The sequence below is a fragment of the Streptococcus sp. 27098_8_23 genome, from assembly GCF_041432195.1.
GTDB lineage: Bacteria > Bacillota > Bacilli > Lactobacillales > Streptococcaceae > Streptococcus.
The window spans coordinates 73,339-97,520 of the sequence record NZ_JAPVZF010000007.1; the positions used below are offsets into that span (position 1 = coordinate 73,339).

Annotated in this window: 20 protein-coding genes; 12 read left to right on the forward strand and 8 right to left on the reverse strand. The window is 42.4% G+C overall.

Annotated features, from left to right (window positions below; all coding sequences use genetic code 11):
- Positions 1–13 precede the first annotated feature (13 nt).
- The 10 genes from cysE to dtd all read left to right on the forward strand — a co-directional run bounded on the left by cysE (position 14) and on the right by dtd (position 8,874).
- Positions 14–631 carry a serine O-acetyltransferase gene (cysE, locus tag O3652_RS08640; protein ID WP_070567985.1) on the forward strand — a complete coding sequence of 206 codons (618 nt, stop codon included), beginning with the start codon at positions 14–16 and terminating at the stop codon, positions 629–631.
- Positions 632–680: 49 nt separating this feature from the next.
- Positions 681–881 (forward strand): YdeI/OmpD-associated family protein, encoded by a 201-nt coding sequence (locus O3652_RS08645; RefSeq protein WP_002882686.1) that lies wholly within the window; start codon positions 681–683, stop codon positions 879–881.
- 13 nt (positions 882–894) lie between these two features.
- Positions 895–1,659 (forward strand): nucleoside phosphorylase, encoded by a 765-nt coding sequence (locus O3652_RS08650; RefSeq protein WP_125413686.1) that lies wholly within the window; start codon positions 895–897, stop codon positions 1,657–1,659.
- A gap of 8 nt (positions 1,660–1,667) precedes the next feature.
- On the forward strand, positions 1,668–2,189 hold the full coding sequence (locus O3652_RS08655) for a dihydrofolate reductase family protein (RefSeq protein ID WP_044021202.1): 522 nt from the start codon (positions 1,668–1,670) through the stop codon (positions 2,187–2,189).
- Between the two features lie 17 nt (positions 2,190–2,206).
- Positions 2,207–3,550 carry a cysteine--tRNA ligase gene (gene cysS / locus O3652_RS08660; RefSeq protein WP_125413687.1) on the forward strand — a complete coding sequence of 448 codons (1,344 nt, stop codon included), beginning with the start codon at positions 2,207–2,209 and terminating at the stop codon, positions 3,548–3,550.
- Entirely contained in the window at positions 3,543–3,929 is a 387-nt protein-coding gene (locus O3652_RS08665) for a Mini-ribonuclease 3 (protein WP_049477402.1), read from the forward strand. The genes cysS and O3652_RS08665 overlap by 8 nt, the downstream gene beginning before the upstream one ends.
- A gap of 3 nt (positions 3,930–3,932) precedes the next feature.
- Positions 3,933–4,802: a helix-turn-helix domain-containing protein gene (locus O3652_RS08670; protein WP_049479096.1), complete on the forward strand. Its 870-nt coding sequence runs from the start codon at positions 3,933–3,935 to the stop codon at positions 4,800–4,802.
- A 113-nt stretch (positions 4,803–4,915) separates the two neighbouring features.
- The gene (locus O3652_RS08675; protein WP_000229944.1) at positions 4,916–6,046 is read left to right on the forward strand and encodes an ABC transporter ATP-binding protein; all 1,131 of its coding nucleotides are present in this window, start codon (positions 4,916–4,918) and stop codon (positions 6,044–6,046) included.
- A 138-nt stretch (positions 6,047–6,184) separates the two neighbouring features.
- Positions 6,185–8,401 (forward strand): bifunctional (p)ppGpp synthetase/guanosine-3',5'-bis(diphosphate) 3'-pyrophosphohydrolase, encoded by a 2,217-nt coding sequence (locus O3652_RS08680; RefSeq protein ID WP_371590302.1) that lies wholly within the window; start codon positions 6,185–6,187, stop codon positions 8,399–8,401.
- 29 nt (positions 8,402–8,430) lie between these two features.
- Complete coding sequence (gene dtd, locus O3652_RS08685) at positions 8,431–8,874, forward strand: D-aminoacyl-tRNA deacylase (RefSeq protein WP_371590303.1); 444 nt, start codon at positions 8,431–8,433, stop codon at positions 8,872–8,874.
- Between the two features lie 31 nt (positions 8,875–8,905).
- Here the strand turns inward: dtd and O3652_RS08690 are convergent, their stop codons facing one another.
- From O3652_RS08690 to O3652_RS08715, 6 genes are all read right to left on the reverse strand, one after another.
- The gene (locus O3652_RS08690) at positions 8,906–9,319 is read right to left on the reverse strand and encodes a hypothetical protein (protein WP_371590304.1); all 414 of its coding nucleotides are present in this window, start codon (positions 9,317–9,319) and stop codon (positions 8,906–8,908) included.
- Between the two features lie 107 nt (positions 9,320–9,426).
- Entirely contained in the window at positions 9,427–10,077 is a 651-nt protein-coding gene (locus tag O3652_RS08695) for a metal-dependent transcriptional regulator (protein ID WP_125389364.1), read from the reverse strand.
- Positions 10,078–10,160: 83 nt separating this feature from the next.
- Positions 10,161–10,655 (reverse strand): thiol peroxidase, encoded by a 495-nt coding sequence (tpx, locus tag O3652_RS08700; protein WP_371590305.1) that lies wholly within the window; start codon positions 10,653–10,655, stop codon positions 10,161–10,163.
- A 114-nt stretch (positions 10,656–10,769) separates the two neighbouring features.
- Complete coding sequence (locus O3652_RS08705; RefSeq protein WP_371590306.1) at positions 10,770–11,702, reverse strand: metal ABC transporter substrate-binding lipoprotein; 933 nt, start codon at positions 11,700–11,702, stop codon at positions 10,770–10,772.
- A 26-nt stretch (positions 11,703–11,728) separates the two neighbouring features.
- A complete protein-coding gene (locus O3652_RS08710) occupies positions 11,729–12,577 on the reverse strand; it encodes a metal ABC transporter permease subunit (protein WP_371590307.1) in 849 nt (282 codons plus the stop codon).
- Entirely contained in the window at positions 12,574–13,296 is a 723-nt protein-coding gene (locus tag O3652_RS08715) for a metal ABC transporter ATP-binding protein (protein ID WP_371590308.1), read from the reverse strand. Before O3652_RS08715 ends, O3652_RS08710 begins: the two co-directional genes overlap by 4 nt.
- 179 nt (positions 13,297–13,475) lie before the next feature.
- Between O3652_RS08715 and O3652_RS08720 the strand changes: the two genes are divergently transcribed.
- On the forward strand, positions 13,476–15,368 hold the full coding sequence (locus O3652_RS08720) for a M13 family metallopeptidase (RefSeq protein WP_371590309.1): 1,893 nt from the start codon (positions 13,476–13,478) through the stop codon (positions 15,366–15,368).
- A gap of 38 nt (positions 15,369–15,406) precedes the next feature.
- Here O3652_RS08720 and O3652_RS08725 read toward each other — a convergent pair whose 3' ends face one another.
- Positions 15,407–16,036 (reverse strand): MBL fold metallo-hydrolase, encoded by a 630-nt coding sequence (locus O3652_RS08725; RefSeq protein WP_049489571.1) that lies wholly within the window; start codon positions 16,034–16,036, stop codon positions 15,407–15,409.
- Between the two features lie 101 nt (positions 16,037–16,137).
- On the reverse strand, positions 16,138–17,331 hold the full coding sequence (locus O3652_RS08730; protein WP_371590310.1) for an oxidoreductase: 1,194 nt from the start codon (positions 17,329–17,331) through the stop codon (positions 16,138–16,140).
- Between the two features lie 554 nt (positions 17,332–17,885).
- On the opposite strand from O3652_RS08730, the gene O3652_RS08735 reads away from it, so the two are divergent.
- The coding region (locus O3652_RS08735; RefSeq protein ID WP_371590311.1) for a YSIRK-type signal peptide-containing protein at positions 17,886–24,182 on the forward strand (6,297 nt) is incomplete at its 3' end.

The following is a 24,182-nucleotide window of genomic DNA, read 5'->3' on the forward strand; positions in this document are numbered from 1 at the left end:
AAAGGAGAAATGTATGGGATGGTGGCGCGAAACCATTGATATTGTAAAAGAAAATGATCCAGCGGCGCGCAACAGCTTGGAAGTTTTGCTGACTTATCCAGGTGTCAAGGCCTTAGCTGCCCACCGTCTCTCGCATTTTCTCTGGAAGCACGGCTTCAAACTCCTAGCTCGTATGCACAGTCAGTTTTGGCGCTTTTGGACTCAGATTGAGATTCATCCAGGTGCTCAGATAGAATCAGGTGTCTTTATCGACCATGGTTCTGGCTTGGTGATTGGAGAGACGGCGATTGTTGAAAAAGGCGTTCTTCTCTATCACGGAGTGACTCTTGGTGGGACTGGTAAGGATGTTGGCAAACGCCATCCGACTGTGCGTAAAGGAGCTCTTATATCAGCCCATGCCCAAGTCATCGGACCGGTAGAAATCGGTGAAAATGCCAAAGTCGGTGCTGCTGCAGTAGTCGTGGCAGACGTACCTAGTGATGTGACAGTTGTCGGTATTCCGGCTAAGATCGTCCGAGTTCATGGACAGAAGGATGAACCAACGATCCACGAAGTTGAAGAAAAACGTGAGTATTACGTCAATAAACTAGAGCAGGCTAGAGAAGCCAGTCACCATTCATCAAGTCTGTAGGATAGGGTAGCAAAGTTATCGAGGTGAAGTATGACAGGAGGTAAGAACTATGTCAGATTTATCAGATGCAATTTTGAACCAGGCAGTTCTTGAGTTGCAAGAACGCTTGGATGGTCTTGCTAAGGAGCGCTTTATTAAACTGCCACCTAGCCACCAGCGTGAATGGGCTCATTATATCAGTGAAGCCAAAAAAGATGAGACCAAACTGCGCCGTCTAAATAAAATGAAGGCGGATTTGCTGGAGCCTTAAAGAAAGAGAAGTTATGCTATTAGAGGAATTTGAAGATGTAGCAGCAGTTATTGAGCCAACTGAAAAGCCAGTCCATGACAAGGGAGAGGTATGCGAAACCATCATTCTGTCCTTTAATGGCGAAATTCTGAAACGTTTGATTGAGTCAGAAGATGTCTATCCGGGAGGCTATTTGAAAAGCATAAACGGCCATCATCCATGGTATATTTATGGCCAAGGACCTAGCAAGCTAGCAGTTACGTTGGCTCCAATTGGGGCTCCCATGATAGTTGGCCAGCTGGAGGAGTTGGCGGCCAGAGGCTTCAAAAATTTTATCATTTTAGGTTCCTGTGGCGTTTTGGACCGCTCAATTGAGGCGGATAAAATTATCCTGCCTGCGGCTGCATTGCGAGATGAAGGAACTAGCTATCACTATGCCCCACCGGGTGACGAAGTCGCCTATGACGAGTCTCTGCTGATCGAGCTGGAAGCCATCTTTGACAAGCACAATATCGAGCATATCCGCACCAAGTCTTGGACGACTGATGCCTTTTATCGAGAAACGCCTGATAAGGTCAAGCGTCGCTTGACTGCTGGTGCACAAGTGGTGGACATGGAAGCTTCAGCTATCATGGCTTGGAGTCAATTTCGCAAGAGTAAAGTCTATCAGTTCTTCTACACAGCTGACTATGTGGATCATCATAACCGAGCCTGGGATGCCCGCCATGAAGAGCGGACAGCTGATGCCATGACTTTTTTCACTATCGCTTTGACAATAGCCAAGGAACTAGAAAGGTAACTACAAGAATGGCAGTATATTTTTACGGCTGTATCACCATGGATGGCTACTTGGCAGACAGCCAGCACAGGATAGACTGGCTGCATCAGCTTGGTTCTGTAGAGGATACAGGCTATGATGACTTTTACAGGCAAATGGATATCACCATCATGGGCAAGCGGACCTTTGAGGAAATCCAAGATTTGCAAGATGTAGAAAGTTTTTATCAAGCTACGGAAAACTATGTCTTTACGCATGATAGGCACCTGCCTGTCAGCAATTACCAGCCAGTAGCTGGGGATGTGGTGGACTTTGTTCAACAGATTGACAAAGGCAAAAATGTCTTTGTGATTGGTGGTAATTCCTTGGTAGGACCGCTCTTGGATGCGGATCTTTTCGACCACCTCATTATTCAGATAGCGCCCCTTATCCTAGGAAAGGGAGTTCCCCTCTTTACTCAAGAGGAAGGGCAGCACTTTTACCAACTGGATAGCCTCAGACAATTTGGCCCTTTTGCAGAGCTGGTTTTCAGCCGAAAAAGTCAGAAATAGAGAAGGGAGTGGACCGCATGATTAAAATTTATGACACCATGTCTCGTGATTTGCGAGAATTTGTACCTATTGAGGACGGCAAGGTTAAGATGTATGTCTGTGGGCCAACTGTATACAACTATATCCATGTCGGCAATGCCCGCTCAACAGTAGCTTTTGATACCATTCGTCGTTATTTCGAATACCGTGGCTACGAAGTTGCCTATATTTCCAATTTCACGGATGTAGACGATAAGATTATCAACCGTGCCAAGGAAGAAGGTATCACGCCTCTGGAGGTTGCGGACAAGTACATCGCTGCCTTTCGTGAGGATGTGACGGCTTTGGGCGTGAAACCTGCGACTCGTCATCCGCGTGTAGTAGAGTTTATGGCTGACATCATTCGTTTTGTGGAAGACTTGATTGAAAAAGGTTATGCCTACGAGAGTCAAGGAGATGTTTACTTCCGAGTGGAAAAATCCCATAACTATGCTAAGTTGGCTAACAAAACCTTGGAAGATTTGGAGCTAGGTGCATCAGGTCGTACCGATGAAGAAACGGCTCGCAAGGAAAATCCTGTAGACTTTGCCCTTTGGAAAGCTGTAAAACCAGGCGAGATTTCTTGGGACAGTCCTTGGGGACCTGGTCGTCCGGGCTGGCATATCGAGTGTTCGGTCATGTCAACAGAGATTTTGGGCGATACCATTGATATCCACGGTGGGGGAGCTGATCTGGAGTTTCCTCACCATACCAACGAAATTGCCCAGTCAGAAGCCAAAACAGGCAAGATCTTTGCTAACTACTGGATGCATAATGGCTTTGTCAATATCGACAATGTCAAGATGTCTAAGTCCTTGGGCAACTTTATTACCGTGCATGATGCTCTTAAGACCATTGATGGGCAAGTACTTCGTTTCTTCTTTGCAACTCAACACTACCGTAAACCAATCAACTTTACCGAAAAAGCAGTGCGGGATGCAGAGACTAATCTCAAGTATCTGAAGAACACTTATGAGCAACCATTTACTAGAACTGTAGATGCAGGGGAGTTGCAGGCTTTTAAAGATAAGTTTGTGGCGGCTATGGATGAGGACTTTAACTCTGCCAACGGTATCACAGTAGTCTTTGAAATGGCCAAGTGGATTAACTCAGGAAACTATGATGCAACGGTTAAGGAAGCTCTTGCGGCTATGTTAGAGGTCTTTGGAATTGTCTTTGTCGAGGAAGTTTTAGAAGTAGAGATTGAAGCCTTAATTCAAAAACGTCAAGAAGCGCGTGCCAATCGTGACTTTGCGACAGCAGACCAAATCCGTGACCAACTAGCTGCTCAAGGGATTAAACTACTGGATACAAAAGATGGAGTGAGGTGGACACGTGATTGATGTCAATCTCATTAATGGGATTGCGCTAGCTTTTGAGGGGGATGCGGTGTATTCTATGTATATCCGCCGTCACCTCATCCTCAAAGGTATGACCAAGCCCAATAAACTCCATCAAGAGGCAACTAAGTATGTGTCAGCCAAGGCTCAAGCTCGTTTGATTTCCCTCATGTTGGAGGAGCAAGTCCTGACGGAAAAAGAAGAAGAAATCTATAAACGGGGACGTAACACCAATAGCCACACAAAGGCTAAAAATGCAGATGTCGTGACTTATCGTATGTCCACGGGATTTGAAGCGGTCATGGGCTATCTCCATCTGACTGAAAATCTGGAGCGTCTAGAGACCATAATTTCTTGGTGCATCCAAAAAGTGGAGGGCTAGAATATGATTGCAAAGGAATTACAAGACTGGTTTCCTGAAGCTCAGATTTCAGATCAGCCAGTAGAGAAACCAGGCTATCTCACTCTCCCTTTAGCTTCTCAGCAGTGGATTTTACTGGAGGAAGATGGGCTCAGCGAGCGTGAAAAGCAGCTGGTTGCCCTTTTGACCCAGCAAGAGCAGGCTCGTTCGCTCAATCCTTGGTATCCCTATCTGATCGAGGGGAAGGGGCAGGCACCGCAAACTTTCAAAAAGATTCAGCTGGTTTATTGCCATCTTTCCTATTTCCAACAGGAAAATCTATCCTCTTGGCTAGATATGATGCAAACTCTCTTTCCCAACTGCCAGACAGTATTGCAGGTCGGTGCTCAGGATTATGTATTTGTTCTTCAACAAGATAAGTACACCTCTGTTCGCTCGATTTTATCTGATACGATTGAAGCGGTTGAGTATGATTTTGGCCTTCGTCTGTCGATCATGTTGGGGCAGGTTTGGTCTCAGACAGGCCATCAAGCCCTATCAGACTTGATCAAAGCGGAGCGAGATTTGTTTAAGGCTTGGTGGCGTCAGGGGCATCAAGGTGTACACACCTTTTCACAGCTCTATCTGTGGACTATGGGAGAAAGGCTTGTGGACCTGAGAGTCATTAAAGACTGCCTACACCAGATGATTTTGGATCAGGATCAGATTCAGGAGATTATTCTTTCTCTCTGGGAAAACAGTGCTGTCCTAACTAAAACAGCCCAGCAACTCTATCTGCACCGCAATTCTCTCCAATACAAGATTGACAAATGGGAAGAATTGACAGGGCTACAGTTGAAGGAGTTGACGGATCTCACTCTTTGTTATCAGTTGATTTTACCAGATATTCTTTAAAGTTTTGTGCAAGTTGCACAGAACTTTTTTATTTTTTTGGTCACCTTGCCATAGAAAAATAAAGCGTTTTCATCTATAATAAAACTATCAAAATACAAAAGGAGTTCACCTCGATGGTAGAATTAAATCTTAAAAACATTTACAAAAAATATCCAAACAGCGAACACTATTCAGTTGAAGACTTCAACTTGGACATCAAAGACAAAGAATTTATCGTTTTCGTAGGTCCTTCAGGATGTGGTAAATCAACAACTCTTCGTATGATTGCTGGTCTTGAAGACATTACAGAAGGTACTGCATCTATCGATGGCGTGGTTGTTAACGACGTAGCACCAAAAGACCGTGACATTGCCATGGTATTCCAAAACTACGCTCTTTACCCACACATGACTGTATATGACAACATGGCTTTCGGTTTGAAATTGCGCAAATACAGCAAAGAAGACATCGACAAACGTGTGCAAGAAGCGGCAGCAATCCTTGGTTTGAAAGAATTCTTGGATCGTAAACCTGCTGACCTTTCAGGTGGTCAACGTCAACGTGTTGCCATGGGTCGTGCCATCGTCCGTGATGCAAAAGTGTTCTTGATGGACGAACCTTTGTCAAACTTGGATGCCAAACTTCGTGTATCTATGCGTGCTGAAATTGCGAAAATCCACCGTCGTATCGGTGCTACAACCATCTACGTAACTCACGACCAAACAGAAGCGATGACATTGGCAGACCGTATCGTTATCATGTCAGCTACTAAGAACCCTGCTGGTACAGGTACTATCGGACGTGTTGAACAAATCGGTACCCCTCAAGAAGTTTACAAAAACCCAGTTAACAAATTTGTAGCAGGATTTATCGGAAGCCCAGCTATGAACTTCATCAATGTGAAATTGGTCGGTAGCGAAATTGTTTCTGACGGTTTCCGTTTGAAAGTGCCAGAAGGTGCTTTGAAAGTTCTTCGTGACAAAGGCTACGAAGGAAAAGAATTGATTTTCGGTATCCGTCCAGAAGATGTGAATGCAGAACCTGCTTTCCTTGAAACATTCCCAGAATCAGTGGTTAAAGCAACTATCTCAGTATCAGAATTGCTTGGTTCAGAATCTCACCTTTACTGCCAAGTTGGTAAAGACGAATTTGTTGCAAAAGTGGATGCTCGTGACTACTTGCAAACAGGTGCAACAGTTGAACTTGGATTTGACTTGAACAAAGCACACTTCTTCGACGTAGAAACTGAAAAAACAGTCTACTAAGCAAATGAAATGTCAAAACACTGCTAGAGAAATCTGGCAGTGTTTTTTTAATGATTGGTGTTGGCATAAAAACAGGCTTTTCTAGTTTTCATATCCTTAAAAAAGTGATAAAATGGTAGGAAGAATTGGAGAGTATAGATGCCGAAAGAAGTGAATTTGACGGGCGATCAGGTAGTCGCTTTAACGAGAGAATATTTAACAAAGGAAGACGTTGCTTTTGTACAAAAAGCATTGATTTACGCAGTTGATTGTCATAGTGGGCAGTTTCGGAAATCAGGTGAGCCCTATATTATCCATCCCATTCAGGTAGCAGGAATTCTGGCTAAGCTCAAGCTGGATGCCGTAACCGTTGCCTGTGGTTTTTTGCATGACGTTGTTGAAGACACAGATGCGACACTGGATGATCTAGAGAGAGAGTTTGGTCATGATGTTCGGATTATCGTTGATGGGGTGACCAAGCTTGGTAAGGTTGAGTACAAATCACTCGAGGAACAATTGGCTGAAAATCACCGCAAGATGCTTATGGCCATGTCAGAGGATATCCGTGTTATCTTGGTTAAATTATCGGACCGTTTGCACAATATGCGGACTCTCAAACACCTGAGAAAGGACAAGCAAGAACGGATCTCCAGAGAAACCATGGAAATTTATGCACCACTTGCTCATCGTCTAGGGATTTCCAGTGTCAAGTGGGAGTTGGAAGATCTATCTTTCCGTTACCTCAATCCAACTGAGTTTTACAAGATCACCCACATGATGAAGGAAAAACGCAGAGAACGTGAGGCTCTGGTCGACGAAGTCGTAACCAAGTTGGAGGACTATGCTACCGAACGCAATCTCGAAGGGAAAATCTATGGTCGTCCTAAGCATATCTATTCGATCTATCGCAAGATGCAGGATAAGAAGAAACGCTTTGAGGAAATTTATGACCTGATTGCCATTCGTTGTATCTTAGATACCCAGAGTGATGTCTATGCCATGCTGGGTTATGTGCATGAACTTTGGAAACCTATGCCAGGCCGCTTCAAAGACTATATCGCCAATCGCAAGGCCAACGGTTACCAGTCTATTCATACGACCGTCTATGGGCCAAAAGGGCCGATTGAATTCCAGATTCGGACCAAGGAAATGCACGAGGTGGCTGAGTACGGGGTAGCAGCTCACTGGGCTTATAAGAAAGGCATTAAAGGACAGGTCAACAGCAAGGAATCTGCTATTGGGATGAACTGGATCAAGGAGATGATGGAGCTCCAAGACCAGGCTGATGATGCCAAGGAATTTGTGGACTCTGTTAAAGAAAACTATCTGGCGGAGGAGATTTACGTCTTTACTCCAGATGGTGCAGTTCGTTCCCTTCCAAAAGATTCAGGACCGATTGACTTTGCCTATGAAATCCATACCAAAGTCGGTGAAAAAGCGACTGGCGCCAAGGTCAATGGCCGTATGGTTCCACTGACAACCAAGCTCAAGACAGGGGATCAGGTTGAAATTATCACCAACCCCAACTCCTTTGGTCCGAGTCGTGACTGGCTAAATATGGTCAAGACCAGCAAGGCGCGCAACAAGATTCGTCAGTTCTTTAAAAATCAAGACAAGGAATTATCCGTTAACAAGGGCCGTGAAATGTTGATGGCCCAGTTCCAAGAAAACGGCTATGTAGCCAATAAATTCATGGACAAGCGCCATATGGATGAGGTTCTTCAAAAGACCAGCTACAAGACAGAGGAGTCTCTCTTTGCAGCCATTGGTTTTGGAGAAATTGGTGCTATTACCGTCTTTAACCGTTTGACCGAAAAGGAACGCCGTGAGGAAGAGCGTGCCAAGGCCAAGGCGGAAGCAGAAGAGCTTGTCAAAGGTGGCGAAGTTAAAGTCGAGAACAAAGAAACCCTCAAGGTTAAGCATGAGGGTGGTGTGGTCATTGAAGGTGCCTCAGGTCTCCTAGTTCGGATTGCCAAGTGTTGCAATCCAGTTCCGGGTGACGACATTGTCGGCTACATTACTAAGGGACGCGGTGTAGCTATTCACCGTGTGGACTGTATGAATCTCCGTGCCCAAGAAAACTATGAGCAACGTCTTCTTGATGTGGAGTGGGAAGATCAATTCTCAAGCAAGGAATACACTGCCCACATCGATATCTATGGTCTCAACCGTACAGGACTCTTAAATGATGTTCTGCAAGTTCTCTCCAACACGACCAAAAATATCTCAACCGTTAATGCTCAGCCAACTAAGGATATGAAATTTGCTAATATCCATGTCTCCTTTGGTATTTCCAACCTCTCTACACTGACCACAGTCGTGGACAAGATTAAGAGTGTGCCAGAGGTTTACTCTGTCAAACGGACCAACGGCTAATTCTCCCTTCAGTTACCAGAAAGGCTATTATGAAAATCATCATTCAACGAGTCAAGAAAGCCCAAGTCAGTATCGAAGGTCAGGTTCATGGAAAAATTAATCAGGGACTCTTATTACTGGTCGGTGTTGGGCCAGAGGACCAAGAGGAAGATCTGGACTATGCTGTGAGAAAGCTCGTCAACATGCGGATTTTTTCAGACGCAGAAGGCAAGATGAACCTGTCTATCAAGGATATTGAAGGAGAAATCCTTTCTATTTCCCAGTTTACCCTCTTTGCAGATACCAAGAAAGGCAATCGTCCAGCCTTTACAGGTGCAGCTAAGCCTGATATGGCATCAGATTTCTATGATGCTCTCAATCAAAAGCTAGCACAGGAAGTACCTGTTCAGACAGGTATCTTTGGAGCAGATATGCAGGTGGAGCTGGTCAATGACGGACCAGTTACTATCATTCTTGATACTAAAAATAGATAAGAAAACCAAGCCCAGTTGGCTTGGTTTTTGTTTATAGACACTCCCAGAAGGCGATGTGTTTGTTGTAAAAGTCGGGATAGTTTTCTCTTAGGTGGCTAGCCGTTATATAATATAAAGTAGAATGACAGGAAGTAAAGACTGGAGTAAGAGAGTAGAAATGTTGAGGGCCAGTGATGGATAAAAAGACAAATAATAGAAAATCGCTGATGAGCACTCCTAAATAGTAGAAGCGAATTTTTTTGTTCATCTGAGGATAAATCTCAGAGAACTGTTTTTTGAGTCGATTGACCAAACGAAATAGCAGTAGTCCTTGAGCAAGGATGAAAATGAAGCAAAAAATCAGGCCTCTCTCCAAAGAAAGTTCGTATCGGGGTCTGAAAGTTACCAACAGTAGCAAATCGCTGACTACAATGGCTGCAAAATGGATTCTAAAGAGCTTTTTCATAGGAAGACCTCCCTCTTTTATCTAGCTTCATTCTACACCAAACGAATGGGACTTACAAGCCAAATGACAAAAAATTCCTGAAAGGAATTTCTTTCAGGAATAAGGGCTTAGTTGATTTTTTCGACATAGAGTTGTTTTGCGATATCGATGCTAACTTGGAGATCTTCACCTTTGTTGACCAGTGTAAAGGTATTGGAAAAATTATCAAACTGCTTGACTTTGACTTGGTCACCGATATGAATCTCATGCTTTTCTAAGTATTTAAGTAGGTCAAAGCTATCGTGAACCCGAGTCAGGAGATAGGTACCGGCTTCTTTGGTATCTGCTAGAGGTAGGTTGTTGATTTCGACCAGGAGCTCTCCCTTAGCTGGGATGGTTCCTCCATGGGGGCAGGTTTTAGGGAAGCCCAGTAGTTTATCCAGTCTCTCTACGAAGAGGTCAGATACAGTGTGCTCTAGGACCTCAGCTTCCTCATGGATCTGGTCACTGGTATAGTCGAGATGGTGAACTAGAAAGACTTCAATCAACCGGTGTTTGCGATAGAGCTCGGAGACTAGTTTGAGCCCAATATCTGTCAATAGATAGCCATTCTCCTTGTCCTTGAGGATGAGATTTTCACTTTTCATGCGTTTGATCATCTCTGTTACGGCAGGTGGAGAGACTTGCATACGGGCAGCAATTTCCTTATTGGTGATTTTTTGCATTTCCGTACCGATTTCATAAATACATTTTAGGTAGTCTTCTTTATTTGGCGTCATTCGTTTCCTCTTGTCTTTTCTCTCCATCTAGTATATCAAAAAAAGCTAGATTTCTCTAGCCTTCTGCCCTAATGGCTTTGATTTTAGTCCAGTTCTTTTACTGCAGCAATAGCAGCTTCAAAGTTTGGCTCCGTGTTGATATTGTCAACGTATTCTACATAACGGATGACATTGTCAGTATCAAGAACAAAGACGGCACGTGCAAGGAGATGCCACTCGTTGATCAAAAGGGCATAATCGCGCCCGAAAGAATGGTCAAAGTAGTCTGAAAGCATGATGGCATTGTCAAGGCCTTCAGCCCCACACCAGCGTCCTTGAGCAAATGGTAGGTCCATAGAAACGGTAAGAACGACGGTGTTATCGAGGTTAGCTAGTTCTTGGTTGAATCGACGTGTTTGCGTTGAGCAGATACCAGTATCGATAGAAGGGACAACACTCAAGACTTTTTTCTTTCCATCAAAGTCAGCTAGCGTTTTTTTAGAGAGATCGGTTGTCGTGAGAGAAAAGTCAAGTGCCTTGTCTCCGATTTGCAGTTGTTTACCTGTAAAGGTTACAGGATTTCCGAGAAAAGTGGTCATGAAACTACTCCATTCTTTTTTTCTTTTATTTTACCGAGAATTGTCAGATTTTTCCAATGATTTGACCGAAAATTGAAAAAACGCCAATTCGGTGAGAATGACGTTTTTAATGGATTATTTTGACAAACCTTCAGCAATCTTGTCAAGGTTGTATTTCATCATGCTGTAGTAGCTGTCGCCTTCTTTCCCTTCTTCAGCGATTGAGTCAGTAAAGATTTGTGCGTAGATTGGGATGTTTGTGTCTTGTGAAACGGTCTTCATTGGACGGTCATCGACACTTGATTCAACAAAGAGTGATGGAACTTTTGTTTGGCGAAGCTTTTCAACCAAGGTCTTGATTTGTTCAGGTGTTCCTTCTTCTTCTGTGTTGATTTCCCAGATGTAGGCACTTGGAACTCCGTAAGCTTTAGAGAAGTATTTGAAGCATCCTTCGCTGGTTACGATGAGTTTTTTCTCAGCAGGGATATTGTTAAATTTCTCTTTGGCTTCCTTGTCCAGTTTGTCTAGCTTTTCAGTATAGTCTTTGAGATTTTTTTCGTAGAATTCCTTGTTGCTAGGGTCTTTGGCAATGAGCTGTTTAGCGATATTTTTAGCAAAGATAATTCCATTTTCAAGGTTAAGCCAAGCGTGTGGGTCTTCTTTACCTTTCTCGTTTTGACCTTCAAGGTAGATAACTTCAACCCCTTCACTGACTGCAAAGTAGTCTTTGTTTTCAGTCTTCTTGGCATTTTCGACCAATTTGTTAAACCAAGCATTGCCACCTGTTTCAAGGTTGATACCGTTATAGAAAATGAGGTCAGCCTCAGAAGTTTTCTTAACATCTTCAGGAAGTGGTTCGTATTCGTGTGGGTCTTGACCAATCGGAACGATACTGTGAAGATCAATCTTGTCACCAGCGATATTTTTAGTAATATCAGCAATGATAGAGTTAGTTGCTACAACCTTTAGTTTTTGGTTTGTAGATGCTGCATCTTTTTTCCCGCTAGCACAGGCAGCTAATCCAATGATAGCAAGAAAAAGAGCAAGTAATGTACCTAATTTTTTCATTAGATTCCTCCAGAAGGGTTTCCCCGTTATTTAATGATTTTTTTGTTTTTCAGTTTCAAGTATCGTTGTTTAGGAGAGATAAAGAAACTGATTAGAAAGAAGCTGGCGGATGTGAGCACGATGCTGGATCCTGCTGCGAGATTGAAGCTATAGCCGATAAAGAGTCCCAAAACAGAAGCGGTTGCCCCTAGGGTTGATGAAAGGAAAATCATGCTCTTTAGGCTATTAGCATAAAGGTAAGCCGTCGCAGCTGGGGTGATCAACATGGCTACGATAAGAATAGTTCCAACACTTTGCATGGCGGTGACTGACACAAGGGCCAAGACCACCATGAGCAGATAGTGGTAGAAATTGACGGGCATTCCCATGGCTTTAGCCAGGAGCTCGTCAAAGGATGTAATCAATAGTTGTTTAAAGAAAATCCCGATAATCAAAAGAATCAATGCCCCAACACCGATGGTGATCCACATGTCCGTATCTTGGACAGCGAGGATATTCCCAAAAAGGATATGGAAGAGGTCTGTCGAACTCTTGGCAACACTAATCAAGATGACACCTAAGGCTAAGAAAGATGAAAAGGTAATACCAATGGCGGTGTCACTCTTGATGATAGAGTTTCCCTTGATGTAGGTAATGATGATGGAAGCCATCAAACCAAAGATGATCGCTCCAATAAAGAAATCAATTCCCAGGATAAAGGAAAGGGCTACGCCGGGCAAAACTGCGTGAGAGATGGCATCCCCCATGAGAGACATTCCACGCAGGATGATAAAACATCCCACAGCTCCAGCAACGACTCCAATGACAATAGCTGTGATCAAGGCGTTTTGTAGGAAATGGAAATTTTGCAATCCATTGATAAATTCTGCTATCATAGGTCACCTCCATTGAAAAAGAGTTTGCTACCGTAGGCCTTTTTAAGATTGGCTTCGGTAAAGGTTTCTTCAGTTGGACCAAGGTCTACCAATTCTCGATTGAGAAGCAAAACTTGGTCGAAATAATGGGGGACTTTACTGAGGTCATGATGGACGATGAGAACTGTTTTACCAGCTTTTTTAAGATCTCTCAGCGTATTCATGATAATCTCTTCACTAACCGAGTCAATCCCGACAAAAGGCTCATCTAAAAAGATGTAGTCAGCTTCCTGCACTAAGCAGCGGGCAATCAACACACGTTGGAATTGTCCGCCTGAGAGCTGACTAATCTGGCGATCAGCATAGTCTGAGAGCCCAACGATTTCAAGTGCATCCGCCACTTTTTTCCAGTGGCTGGCCTTTAAAGTGTGAAAGAGTCGAATGGATGGATAGAGTCCCAGAGAGACACATTCCTTGACCTTGATAGGGAAATTGTAGTCGATATGGATTTTTTGCTCGACATAAGCAACTCGATTTAAAGATTTCTTGACTTCTTTGTCATCGAGAAAGGCCTGACCTTCATGTGGGATAATTCCCAACATACCTTTTAATAAAGTTGATTTTCCAGCACCATTTGGACCAATAATTCCGGTAATAGTTGGTCCGTGGAGCACTAGTGAAATATCCTTTAGTGCCAGCGTTTCTTTGTAGGAGACGCTGAGGTGTTCAATACGTATCATAACAAATTCCTCCCTCCTGTATTTAATATACATTAAAAAAAAAATTAAGTCAAGTTAATTTTTGAAAAATTTAAAATAATAACTGAAAAATGAAGAAAAAAGAGAAACCATTTTTAATTGCATTCCCAAGTGTTTTTTGCTAAGCTAAGAATAAGTGAAAAAATGAAAGCGAGAACAAGATGACACGTTATCAAGACGATTTTTATGATGCAATCAATGGCGAATGGGAAAAAACAGCTGTCATTCCAGCTGACAAATCTCGAACAGGTGGTTTTATTGACCTTGACGAGGAAATTGAAGAGTTGATGCTGGCGACTACAGACAAGTGGTTGGCAGGTGAAGAAGTCCCAGAGGATGCCATCCTCGCAAACTTTGTTAAGTACCATCGTATGGTACGTGATTTTGACAAGAGAGAAGCAGATGGGATCAAGCCTGTTTTGCCAATGCTCAAGGAATACCAAGATTTGGAGAGTTTTGAAGATTTTACCAGCAAACTGGCAGAGTTTGAACTAGCTGGTAAACCAAACTTCCTTCCATTTGGGGTATCACCAGACTTTATGGATGCCAGAACCAATGTTCTCTGGGCAAGTGCACCAGGAACAATCTTGCCAGATACGACTTACTACGCTGAAGACCATCCTCAGCGTGAGGAGCTCTTGACTCTTTGGAAGGAAAGTACTACGAATCTTCTCAAAGCCTATGATTTTTCAGATGAGGAAATCGCAGACTTACTAGAGAAAAGATTGGAATTGGACCGTCGCATTGCGGCTGTGGTGCTTTCTAACGAAGAAAGTTCAGAATATGCCAAACTCTACCATCCATATGCTTATGAAGATTTCAAGAAATTCGCCCCTGCCCTACCTTTGGATGATTTCTTCCAAGCAGTGCTTGGGCAAGTACCTGACAAGGTTATCGTAGACGAGGAACGTTTCTGGCAAGCAGCAGACCAATTCTATAGTGAAGAAACATGGCCTTTGCTTAAGGCGACTTTGATTTTGTGTGTGGTCAATCTCTCAACCAGCTACCTCACAGATGAGATTCGTGTCTTGTCAGGTGCTTATGGTCGTGCCCTTTCAGGAGTGCCAGAAGCTCAGGACAAGGTCAAGGCGGCTTATCACTTAGCCCAAGGTCCTTTCAAGCAAGCTCTTGGTCTCTGGTATGCGCATGAAAAATTCTCTCCAGAAGCTAAGGCAGACGTAGAGAAAAAAGTAGCGACTATGATTGACGTTTATAAGGAACGCTTGGCTAAGAACGACTGGCTCACGCCTGAAACGCGTGATAAGGCCATTGTCAAACTCAATGTCATCAAGCCTTATATCGGTTATCCAGAGGAATTGCCAGAACGCTACAAGGACAAAGTAGTAGATGAAACTGCTAGTCTCTTTGAGAATGCCCTAGCTTTTGCGCGTGTGGAAATCAAGCACAGCTGGAGCAAGTGGAACCAACCGGTTGACTACAAGGAGTGGGGGATGCCAGCTCATATGGTCAATGCCTACTACAATCCTCAGAAGAACTTGATTGTCTTCCCAGCGGCCATTTTACAGGCTCCATTCTATGATTTGCATCAGTCGTCTTCAGCTAACTACGGTGGTATTGGTGCTGTTATTGCCCATGAAATCTCTCATGCCTTTGACACAAATGGTGCGTCCTTTGATGAAAATGGTAGCCTCAAGGATTGGTGGACAGAGAGTGACTATGCTGCCTTTAAAGAAAAAACGCAGAAAGTTATCGACCAGTTTGATGGGCAAGAATCTTACGGCGCAACGATTAACGGGAAACTAACTGTATCCGAAAACGTTGCTGACTTGGGGGGGATTGCTGCAGCCCTTGAAGCTGCTAAGAGAGAACCAGACTTCTCAGCTGAAGAATTCTTCCACAACTTTGCTCGTATCTGGCGCATGAAAGGCCGTCCAGAATTGATGAAGCTTATGGCCAGTGTCGATGTGCACGCGCCTGCCAAACTCCGTGTCAATGTGCAAGTACCAAACTTCGATGACTTCTTTACAACATACGATGTCAAAGAAGGCGACGGCATGTGGCGTTCACCAGAGGACCGTGTGATTATTTGGTAAGACAAAAACCAAGGATTTTTTCCTTGGTTTTTTGCTTGTTAGAAAAAGGGATTAAAGGTCTTTTCGTGAGCGATGGTCGTAGCTGGACCATGGCCAGGATAGACATCGTAGTTAGGAAGAGTAAAGAGTTGCGTCTGAATGCTATGGAGGAGTTGTTCCGTGCTACCTGTAGGAAGGTCGGTTCGTCCGATGGTTTCTCGGAATAGAGCATCTCCCGTCAAGACTAGATGAGCATCAGGAAAGACTAGGGAAACGCCGCCGATAGAGTGCCCTGGGGTCGGTAGAACGGTAAAACGAAATTCCTCAAGCTGGTATTCCTCATGAAAGACAAAGGTGTGCTCTGCAGGTTTTGCGACCACATTTGCCATATCGTCGTGACGAGGGAGACCAGAGAGATTATCTACAGGTGTATAAAGCCAGCTGGCTTCACTCTCTGCTACATAAACTGGGGGATTTCCAAAAGTCTCACGAACCAAGTCTAGACTCATAATATGGTCGTAGTGGGTGTGGGTCAGGAGAATCGCGCAGACTGGTTTGTTGATTTTTTCAATAGTCTTGCGAATGGCTTCCCAATGGCTACCTGGGTCAACCACAATCAGGTGTTGGTCCCCTTCTAGATAATAAGTGTTTTCATAGGCAACGGGATTCACGGTTTTATGGATTTTCATACTGGCTCCAATCTCAAAGAATGTACTAAACTAAGTATAGCACAGAAGAGGGAAATAAAGTGAAAAGAAAGTCCCTCTTTTGTGTTAGAGGGACAATGATCTTATTTAAACTTGAAACCTTCGTAAATGAGTTTTGCTTTGGGATTCTTTTTCTTGATTTGCTTGGCAAGGGCCTTCATCATAGGAAGAGGTCCACACATATAGACTGTAGTCTGGTCAGGGATTTCTTCTTGATCCAAAGTCAGGTATCCTTTTTCATTGCTATCGACCAGCTGCAGGTCAAAGTTAGCATTTTGACGGGCGTAGTCACGAAGTAGGTCTAGGTAGACAGCATTTTCCTCTCCACGGAAACTATAGTAGAAGCGGACGTTCCTGTCTAGGATAGGATGCTCCCGGATATAAGAGATGAAAGGTGTCATTCCAATTCCACCTGCGATCCAGATTTGCTGCTTTGGACCATGTTCCATAGTCATATGCCCATAGGCGCGATCAACTGCAACCTTGCTACCAACTTGAAGATTGTCATAGATATTCTTGGTGTGGTCACCAGAGTTTTTTATCGTAAAATAAAGAGTTCGTCCTTGCCCTCCAGAGATGGAGAAAGGGTGTGGAGCAGTCTCAAAACCTTTTTGGAAAATTTTTAGAAAGGCAAATTGTCCATATTCGTAGGTGAAAGGATGACTGAGCTCTATTTCAATTTCAGTCGTATCGTGGTTGAGTCGTTTGATTCCTACGATTTTTCCAAGATAGGTGAAACCGACCTTTTGATAAAGGAAAATAATATAAAAACCTGCAAGCAAGCCTAAAAGAGCATAGATTCCAAAGATAAAACCTAGGAAACTAAAGGAGAGGAGACGATTTCCCATGATCATCAAAACATGAAAAAGGCCAAAGATATAGGCTAGATAAACCAATCGATGAATCCATCTCCATGCTTCATACTGGATATATTGTCCCAGATAGGCAACCAGAACGATGCTGATAAAGATATAGATAGCAATATTTCCAAACTGGGCGGCCAAATGCGAACCCCAGAGACCACCCATGCTAAAGTTGTGTAGGGTTAGTAGGAGTATGGATAGAAAAGCCGTGAATTTATGAGCTAGATACATCTTTTCAAGTCCGTTAAACCAAGCCTCAAGCAAGGGTAAACGACTAGCTAGTATAAAAGTAAGTGAGAGGGTAGTGAGAGCTAAACCAGGGATTAGAAACTGACTAGCACCTGAACTGAGCCAAGCTAGAATAGTCAGAAGCATACTAAGTCCGATAAATAAAATACCTTTTAATGATTTCATAGTAGAATTCCTTTCATGGATTTATCTTATATTAGATGTAATAAGATTTGTTACATTTTAACAAAAAATGAATCTGTCGTCAAGGTTTAGGTTCTAGGCCTCTAAGTCAAATCTTCATGATAATCTATAAATAATGGCTAAGAAATATACTGTTAAATTTGTGCACTTCTTATAGAAAATTTTTTGTTATAACAATGTAAGACTTGGGAAAATTTAACTTCTACAAGACTCTAAAAAATAAATTGATACATTAAAGTGTATTTTATTTAATTATAAGATAAATGATTCCGGGAGTTTACACGCTGTAAACCTTCATGAATATTGGTTTTTCAAAGCATTTATCATTAAATCATTTTTGTATTTTTCTAAAATAAAATTATAAAAGTTGTTGAAAAAGATAGGGAAAAGTGTTAGTATGAATATGCATATTGAATACGAGGATATAATCCTTTTAGAATAATGAAATTTAAAGACCATTTTTTGAGTAGGGAAGAAATTTCGTTTTTTCTATATTTCAATATCGATATAATAAAAATAGGGAGGTTGTGTATCTTATGAAGAGTAAGCAACAGGGTTTTAGAACGGAGAAATACATTCGATACGGGATTCGAAAGTATAGTTTTGGAGCGGCCTCGGTGGCAATTGCGACCGGTTTGATGATGTTCCTAGGTAATGGTGCGGTATCGGCAGCGGAAGTACAAGGTGCAGATGCAACAGTGGCAACGACAACACCAGTAGCAACAAAGGAGTCGGAGTCAACTATAACGGCGGAGAAATCTGAAGCTAAGGCGTCAGAAAAAGTAGTAGAGACTAAAAAAGTTGATAAGACTGCTCTGACTAAAAAAGTAGTTGAGTTAGAAGCGAAGATTGCATCTGCAAAGAAAGCTGATGCAACAGCGATAGCTACTGCAAATGAAGTATTGACTGCGGCAAAGGCAGTTCTTGCAAACGAAACTGCAAAACAGGTTGATATCGATGCAGAGCATGCTAAAGTTGAAGCTTTGATTACAGTTGTAGTTGAGTCAGACGAAGCTGGGAAACAAGTTGAGAAAACAGCAGCAACTACAGCAGTCAAACCAGTGGCGACCACTGCTACAGAAAAAGCAGAAAAAGTAGAAGAAACAAAAGAAACTGTCGAACCAGTCCAAGAAGCTAAAAAAGTCTTAGAACAAGTTACCTCTGAAGCTGAGGTAACCAATGTTTTAGCAACTGAAGCAGTCCGGAAAAATAACCTTGAGGCTGAAAACAAAGCGGCAATTGAGGCAGCGATAGCTAATAATAAAGAAGTTATTGCGGAAGCTAAAAAAGTGTTAGTTACGGATAGCGTTACAGCTAAACAAATCAATGATCAATTGTCACGCTTAAATGATTCCATTCTTGCTGTCTACAATGATCTGAAAAAAGCAGGAGTTGGAAATGACTGGAACTTTGGAGTAGCTTTGGCTGCTCAAGATTTCTATGCCGAAGAGGGTTCTAACACAACTCATGCATCGGAAACAAACGCTGCAAATCATACTGGTAAAGATACCTATACAATTCCAGTACAAGAAATTAAATTAATTACGGGTACTGATGCTACAGGGTTAGAGATAGAAGTCTATTCTAATCAGCGGACTGGTGAAGATACCAATGCTGGAAATGGGATGCATACAGAACAGGGTGGAAAAACTGGTCATAACAACAAAGGACGTGTAGACTATCCATTAACCCCTGATGCCGCTAAAAAGTTAGCTGAAGAAGCACCACTTTGGAGAAATAAACTCCGTGCGGATGGGTCAAGAATTTCAAACGCTGCGACGTCAATATACTCTGCTAACGGTGGTTATGAATACCTAGCTACAGAAATTTATGGCTATGGGTATGAACAAGGAGTTGACAGAGTTTATATTAAAGGTTTGAAAGATCGTATTGCAGTTACAGAAAAAGCTAAGCAAGCTGGTTGGAGTCTTACCTCTGTAACACCAACTAACCTTGTACCAGGTGTTGCTTATGATGAGGCGACAGATACCATTCAAGGTAAAGTAATTGCTGGTATTGAAAATGGAGTGTATGACTTACGATTTAATATTACTGCAACGAATACAGATGGGCGGACTGTCACCTTCCAAATTCAGAATCTACGTGCTGGTTGGGTAGGTTGGCAAGATAGCACACCTCCTAAAATAAAATCAGATTCTGAGCGTTATGATCGTAATGTTGGTGATGATGCGAATATCAATCTTCGTTTTCATGATTCTTCGGGAGCTAGTGCGATACCTGGCAATTCAGCAGGAAACTATGACTATACAACTGCTGAAGGTAAAGTAGTTAAAGTTCGTCAAAATTCTTCTAAAGCAGTCACAGGTGTCTCAGGCTACAACACTATAGGAGCAGAATTAGATGATTCTAAAGTGTTGATTCCTGGCACCAACTATACTGTAACAAACAGTACTGCTGAAGAGCAAAAAGCTGCTGGAACCAACATGGGTAATGCTGTCATTGGAGGTAAGGTGACAGAGGCAGGTATCTATACCGTTTCAGTATTTGCTAAAGATTATGATAAGTTATCTAATAATACGACATGGAATCAGTCAGGTCAAGAGGCGCACGGTTCTATTACTGTAGTTGTTAAGCCTAAAGTTGAAGTTCAAAACGTTGAAACCTATTCAACAACAGTTCCTGTTAAAATCTCGACAGGTGCTACAAGTGCTAAGGTTACAATGCCAGATGGAACTGTAACAAACTTGAAAGCCGTTAATGGTAAATGGCTTGTAGATAGTGGTTCAACCAATACTGCGGTTACTGAAAATCAAGAACTAGGTGCTGTAGATTCAAATACCGTCTTTAATATTCCAGTCACGTCAGAGGCAACTGCAAAAGTTGGTGTTGATAATATCAAAGTAGAAGCATCAGCTGAAAATGTTAAGGGAACTTTCTTACGTGAGCGAGTTGAATTGAATGGAACTGATGGGCAAAAACACACTGCAGTTTTAAATAGTACATCTGGTCACTGGGAGCTTCCTGCTGACTATGCCGAAGTGAAAACAGCAAATGGAGATGGGACTACAACTTGGACGAAACGCCAAGTATACACTGAAGCGAAACTAGATGGCGGTATGAAATTCTTCATTTACGAATATACTCGTCAACTTGATAAAGATGGAAATGTAACAAGTGTAACTACTCCTGATCGTCCAATGACGGAATATGTTTCTCAAAATACTAACCAAGCTGGCGATGGTATGTCAGTAACTATTACTTTTGACAAACATTCAAACACATGGACATCATCAGATGGAACAGAAGTTACTGCTAAAAAGTTGGGTGATGATTCATGGGAAGTTCATACTAAATCAGGTTTTGGTGGAATCATTAGAGGAACAATCGCAACTAACTCAGATGTTGCGACTGTTGTCAATACGAAACCAATTGCAAGCTCACAAGATTATACTTCTACTAAAGGAACTGCGGTAGATCTCCGTAATGAAGCAAAAGCTGCAGTGACAATCTCTGATGCAGAAGATACTAAGTACGGAAAAACAACTTACATTACTCGTATTACAGTAACATCTCCTTCAGGAGTTCAGAAAGTTTATGACACTAAACAAGATGCAAACAACTATAATCTTGCTAGTGGTTATACACTGAGTGAAGTGGGAGTCTATACAGTAACAGTTGACGTTATTGATAGTAATGGCAATTACACAACAGATGCTACAATAGGTGGAACTGAATCTGGTGTGGATCATGGGGCTGGCTCATCAACAGCTACAACAACTTACCACATCACAGTAACAGACACGATTGAAGGTCATAATGTAACATCCACAGATGTTCAAGGAGCGACTCAAACAGGTACTCCAACCTTTACATCTGTTGGTGATGGCTCACCTGTGGCACCAAGTGCTACTTCACCTGCTAAGTTGGTAGATCCTACCACTGGTAAGTTAGTTGACCAAGTAACAATTGATGGTCAAGGAACATACACAATTAATAATGAAACTGGTGTTGTGACATTTGTTCCGTTGAAAACATTCACAGGTACAGCAACCCCAGTGACTGTATCATTAACAGCAACTCTTGGTCAAGATAAAGATGGACAACCTATTACCGCTACAGCGACAGCAACATATACTCCAACTGTTACACCAGTTACTCCAACAGCAACTCCTGCAGAATCAACTGGTATCCAAGGCGCTACTCAAACAGGAACGGTAGCATTCAAAGAAGGACACTCTGTTGCTCCAATCAAGCCGAACTCAGCTGTTCTTCTTGATAAGAATGGTACTCCGGTAGCACCTGGAGCTTCAGTAGATGCTTTGGATGAGAATGGTAACAAAGTAGGGGAATATACAATTGACCCAACTTCAAATACTGTAACATTCAGTCCAACCGATAAGACTTACAAAGGTAAAGTCCAACCTGCAACAGTTCAGGCTGAAGATGAGAATGGTACAAAAGTTAAGACAACTTATACTCCACATATTGTAGGTGTTACTCCAACAGCAGAACCTGCTAAGTCAGTTGATGTCCAAGGAGCAACTCAAGAAAGTACAGTAACATTCAATGGTGGTACGACTACACTGGATGGTAAACAGGTGACTGTAGATATTGACCCAGCTACTTTCACTCTTTTAGATGAAACCGGAACTCCAGCAACATCTGTTCCAGCTAAAGACCCTAGTGGAAATGTTATTGGTACATATACTCTGAAAACAGTTGGTGGACAAGCCGTTGCAGTCTTTACCCCAACTGATAAGACTTATAGTGGTGAAGTTCAACCTGTGCGTGTACAGGCTAAAGATAAAAATGGTATTTCGGTTGAAACAACTTACACACCATTGATTACGCCAGTTACACCAACAGCAACTCCAGCAACTTCTGAAAATATTCAAGGAGCAACACAAACAGGCACCCCTACATTTGTTCAAGGTGATGCAATTGCACCAATTAAACAAGGTTCAGTAAAACTTCTTGATAAAGAAGGAAATGAAGTTCCTGCAGGTCAGACAACTCCAGCTTATGCTGAAGATGGGACTACTGAAATTGGTACATTCTCTATTGATCCAACAACTGGAAAGGTAACCTTTAGTCCAACGGATAAATTGTATTCTGGTAAGGTTACTCCAGCAACTGTGCGAGCAGAAGATGAAAATGGAACTAAAGTGACGACAACTTACACGCCACAAATTATCCCAGTAAATCCTATTGGAGTTCCTGCGACTTCTGAAGATGTTCAAGGTGCAACTCAAACTGGAAAACCAGAATTCCAAGGCGGAACTGCAGTTGTCAATGGAAAAGAAGTTACTGTTGAGATGAATGACACTGTTCCAGCTAAATTGATTGATTCTAAAACTGGAAATGTTGTGGATTCTATCACTATTCCGGGTGAAGGTACTTATACTGTAGCACCGGACGGAACAGTAACCTTTGTTCCTGAAAAAACCTTTACAGGTCAAGCATCAGGTGTTGAAGTTTTACGTGAAGACAAGAATGGAACCCCCGTTACAGCAAGCTACACTCCAGTTGTTAAGGCAGCAATTCCAACAGCTACTGATGCTGTTACAGAAGACATTCAAGGTGCAACTCAAAAAGGAGTGCCTACATTCCTAGGTGGTAGGGTTACTGTTAATGGAGTGGAAAAAATTGTTCCTATTGATGAAACCAAGGGTCTTGAACTTATTGATCCAAAAACAGGAAAACCAACAGATCAACCAATTGTCATTCCAGGCGAAGGAACTTATACTGTAAATAATGGTATGGTAGAATTTAAGCCAGAACCACAATTTACTGGAAAAGGAACAGGCGTAGAAGTTCAACGTGTAGATGAGAATGGAACTCCTGTAAAAGCTAAATACACTCCAGTTGTTAAACCAGCAACTCCAACAAGTTCGGATGTTATTACAACAGATGTTCAGGGTGTAACTCAATCAGGAACACCAACATTTGAAGGTGGAAAAGTCAAAGTTAATGGTATTGAGAAAACTGTTGAAATTGATGAAACAGTCAAACCAACGTTTGATGATGGTACAAAAGAGAAGACAATTCCAGGTGAAGGTACATATACTATTGATGAAACTGGAAAAGTAACCTTTACTCCCGAGAAGACATTTACAGGTCAAGCAACAGGTGTGACTGTTAAGCGTGTTGATAAGAATGGAACCCCAATTACAGCTAAGTATACCCCAGTTGTTATCCCGGTTACACCTACTTCAAAAGATTCTGAATCAGAAGGTCCGAAAGGACAACCTCAATCAGGAACACCAACATTTGAAGGCGGAAAAGTAACAATCAATGGTAAAGAAATTCCGGTAGAAATTGATGAAACAGTTAAGCCGACCTTTGACGATGGTACAACAGAGAAGAAGGTACCAGGTGAGGGTACATATACTATTGATGAAGCTGGAAAAGTTACTTTCACACCAGAGCCAGAATTTGTAGGTCGAGCAACTGGAGTAACAGTTAAACGTGTTGATAAGAATGGAACCCCAATTACAGCTAAATATATCCCTACTGTACGTCCGAATACTTCATTTGTTGATACTAAAGGAAATATCCTAGCCCCAAGTGAAGATGGTTCGCAACCTAAGAAAGATATTCCAGGATATAAAATTGTTGAAACTAAGGTTGATGAAAAAGGCAATGTGGTCCACGTTTATGAGAAGGTTAAGACAAGTCATAAGGATAAGGAAGGGAACGAAATTCCAGGTCATCCAACCGAAGACGGCGAACAACCTAAGAAAGATATTCCAGGCTACCGCTTCGTAGAGACTAAGAAACTTCCAAACGGTGACACAGAACACGTTTATGAGAAGGTTAAGACCAGTCACAAGGATAAGGAAGGCAATGAAATTCCAGGTTATCCAACCGAA

Coding starts and splice junctions, on each gene's coding strand:
- cysE (WP_070567985.1), top strand. CDS start 14: ATGGGATGGTGGCGCGAAACCATTGATATTGTAAAAGAAAATGATCCA.
- O3652_RS08645 (WP_002882686.1), top strand. CDS start 681: ATGTCAGATTTATCAGATGCAATTTTGAACCAGGCAGTTCTTGAGTTG.
- O3652_RS08650 (WP_125413686.1), top strand. CDS start 895: ATGCTATTAGAGGAATTTGAAGATGTAGCAGCAGTTATTGAGCCAACT.
- O3652_RS08655 (WP_044021202.1), top strand. CDS start 1,668: ATGGCAGTATATTTTTACGGCTGTATCACCATGGATGGCTACTTGGCA.
- cysS (WP_125413687.1), top strand. CDS start 2,207: ATGATTAAAATTTATGACACCATGTCTCGTGATTTGCGAGAATTTGTA.
- O3652_RS08670 (WP_049479096.1), top strand. CDS start 3,933: ATGATTGCAAAGGAATTACAAGACTGGTTTCCTGAAGCTCAGATTTCA.
- O3652_RS08675 (WP_000229944.1), top strand. CDS start 4,916: ATGGTAGAATTAAATCTTAAAAACATTTACAAAAAATATCCAAACAGC.
- O3652_RS08680 (WP_371590302.1), top strand. CDS start 6,185: ATGCCGAAAGAAGTGAATTTGACGGGCGATCAGGTAGTCGCTTTAACG.
- dtd (WP_371590303.1), top strand. CDS start 8,431: ATGAAAATCATCATTCAACGAGTCAAGAAAGCCCAAGTCAGTATCGAA.
- O3652_RS08690 (WP_371590304.1), bottom strand. CDS start 9,319: ATGAAAAAGCTCTTTAGAATCCATTTTGCAGCCATTGTAGTCAGCGAT.
- O3652_RS08695 (WP_125389364.1), bottom strand. CDS start 10,077: ATGACGCCAAATAAAGAAGACTACCTAAAATGTATTTATGAAATCGGT.
- tpx (WP_371590305.1), bottom strand. CDS start 10,655: ATGACCACTTTTCTCGGAAATCCTGTAACCTTTACAGGTAAACAACTG.
- O3652_RS08705 (WP_371590306.1), bottom strand. CDS start 11,702: ATGAAAAAATTAGGTACATTACTTGCTCTTTTTCTTGCTATCATTGGA.
- O3652_RS08710 (WP_371590307.1), bottom strand. CDS start 12,577: ATGATAGCAGAATTTATCAATGGATTGCAAAATTTCCATTTCCTACAA.
- O3652_RS08715 (WP_371590308.1), bottom strand. CDS start 13,296: ATGATACGTATTGAACACCTCAGCGTCTCCTACAAAGAAACGCTGGCA.
- O3652_RS08720 (WP_371590309.1), top strand. CDS start 13,476: ATGACACGTTATCAAGACGATTTTTATGATGCAATCAATGGCGAATGG.
- O3652_RS08725 (WP_049489571.1), bottom strand. CDS start 16,036: ATGAAAATCCATAAAACCGTGAATCCCGTTGCCTATGAAAACACTTAT.
- O3652_RS08730 (WP_371590310.1), bottom strand. CDS start 17,331: ATGAAATCATTAAAAGGTATTTTATTTATCGGACTTAGTATGCTTCTG.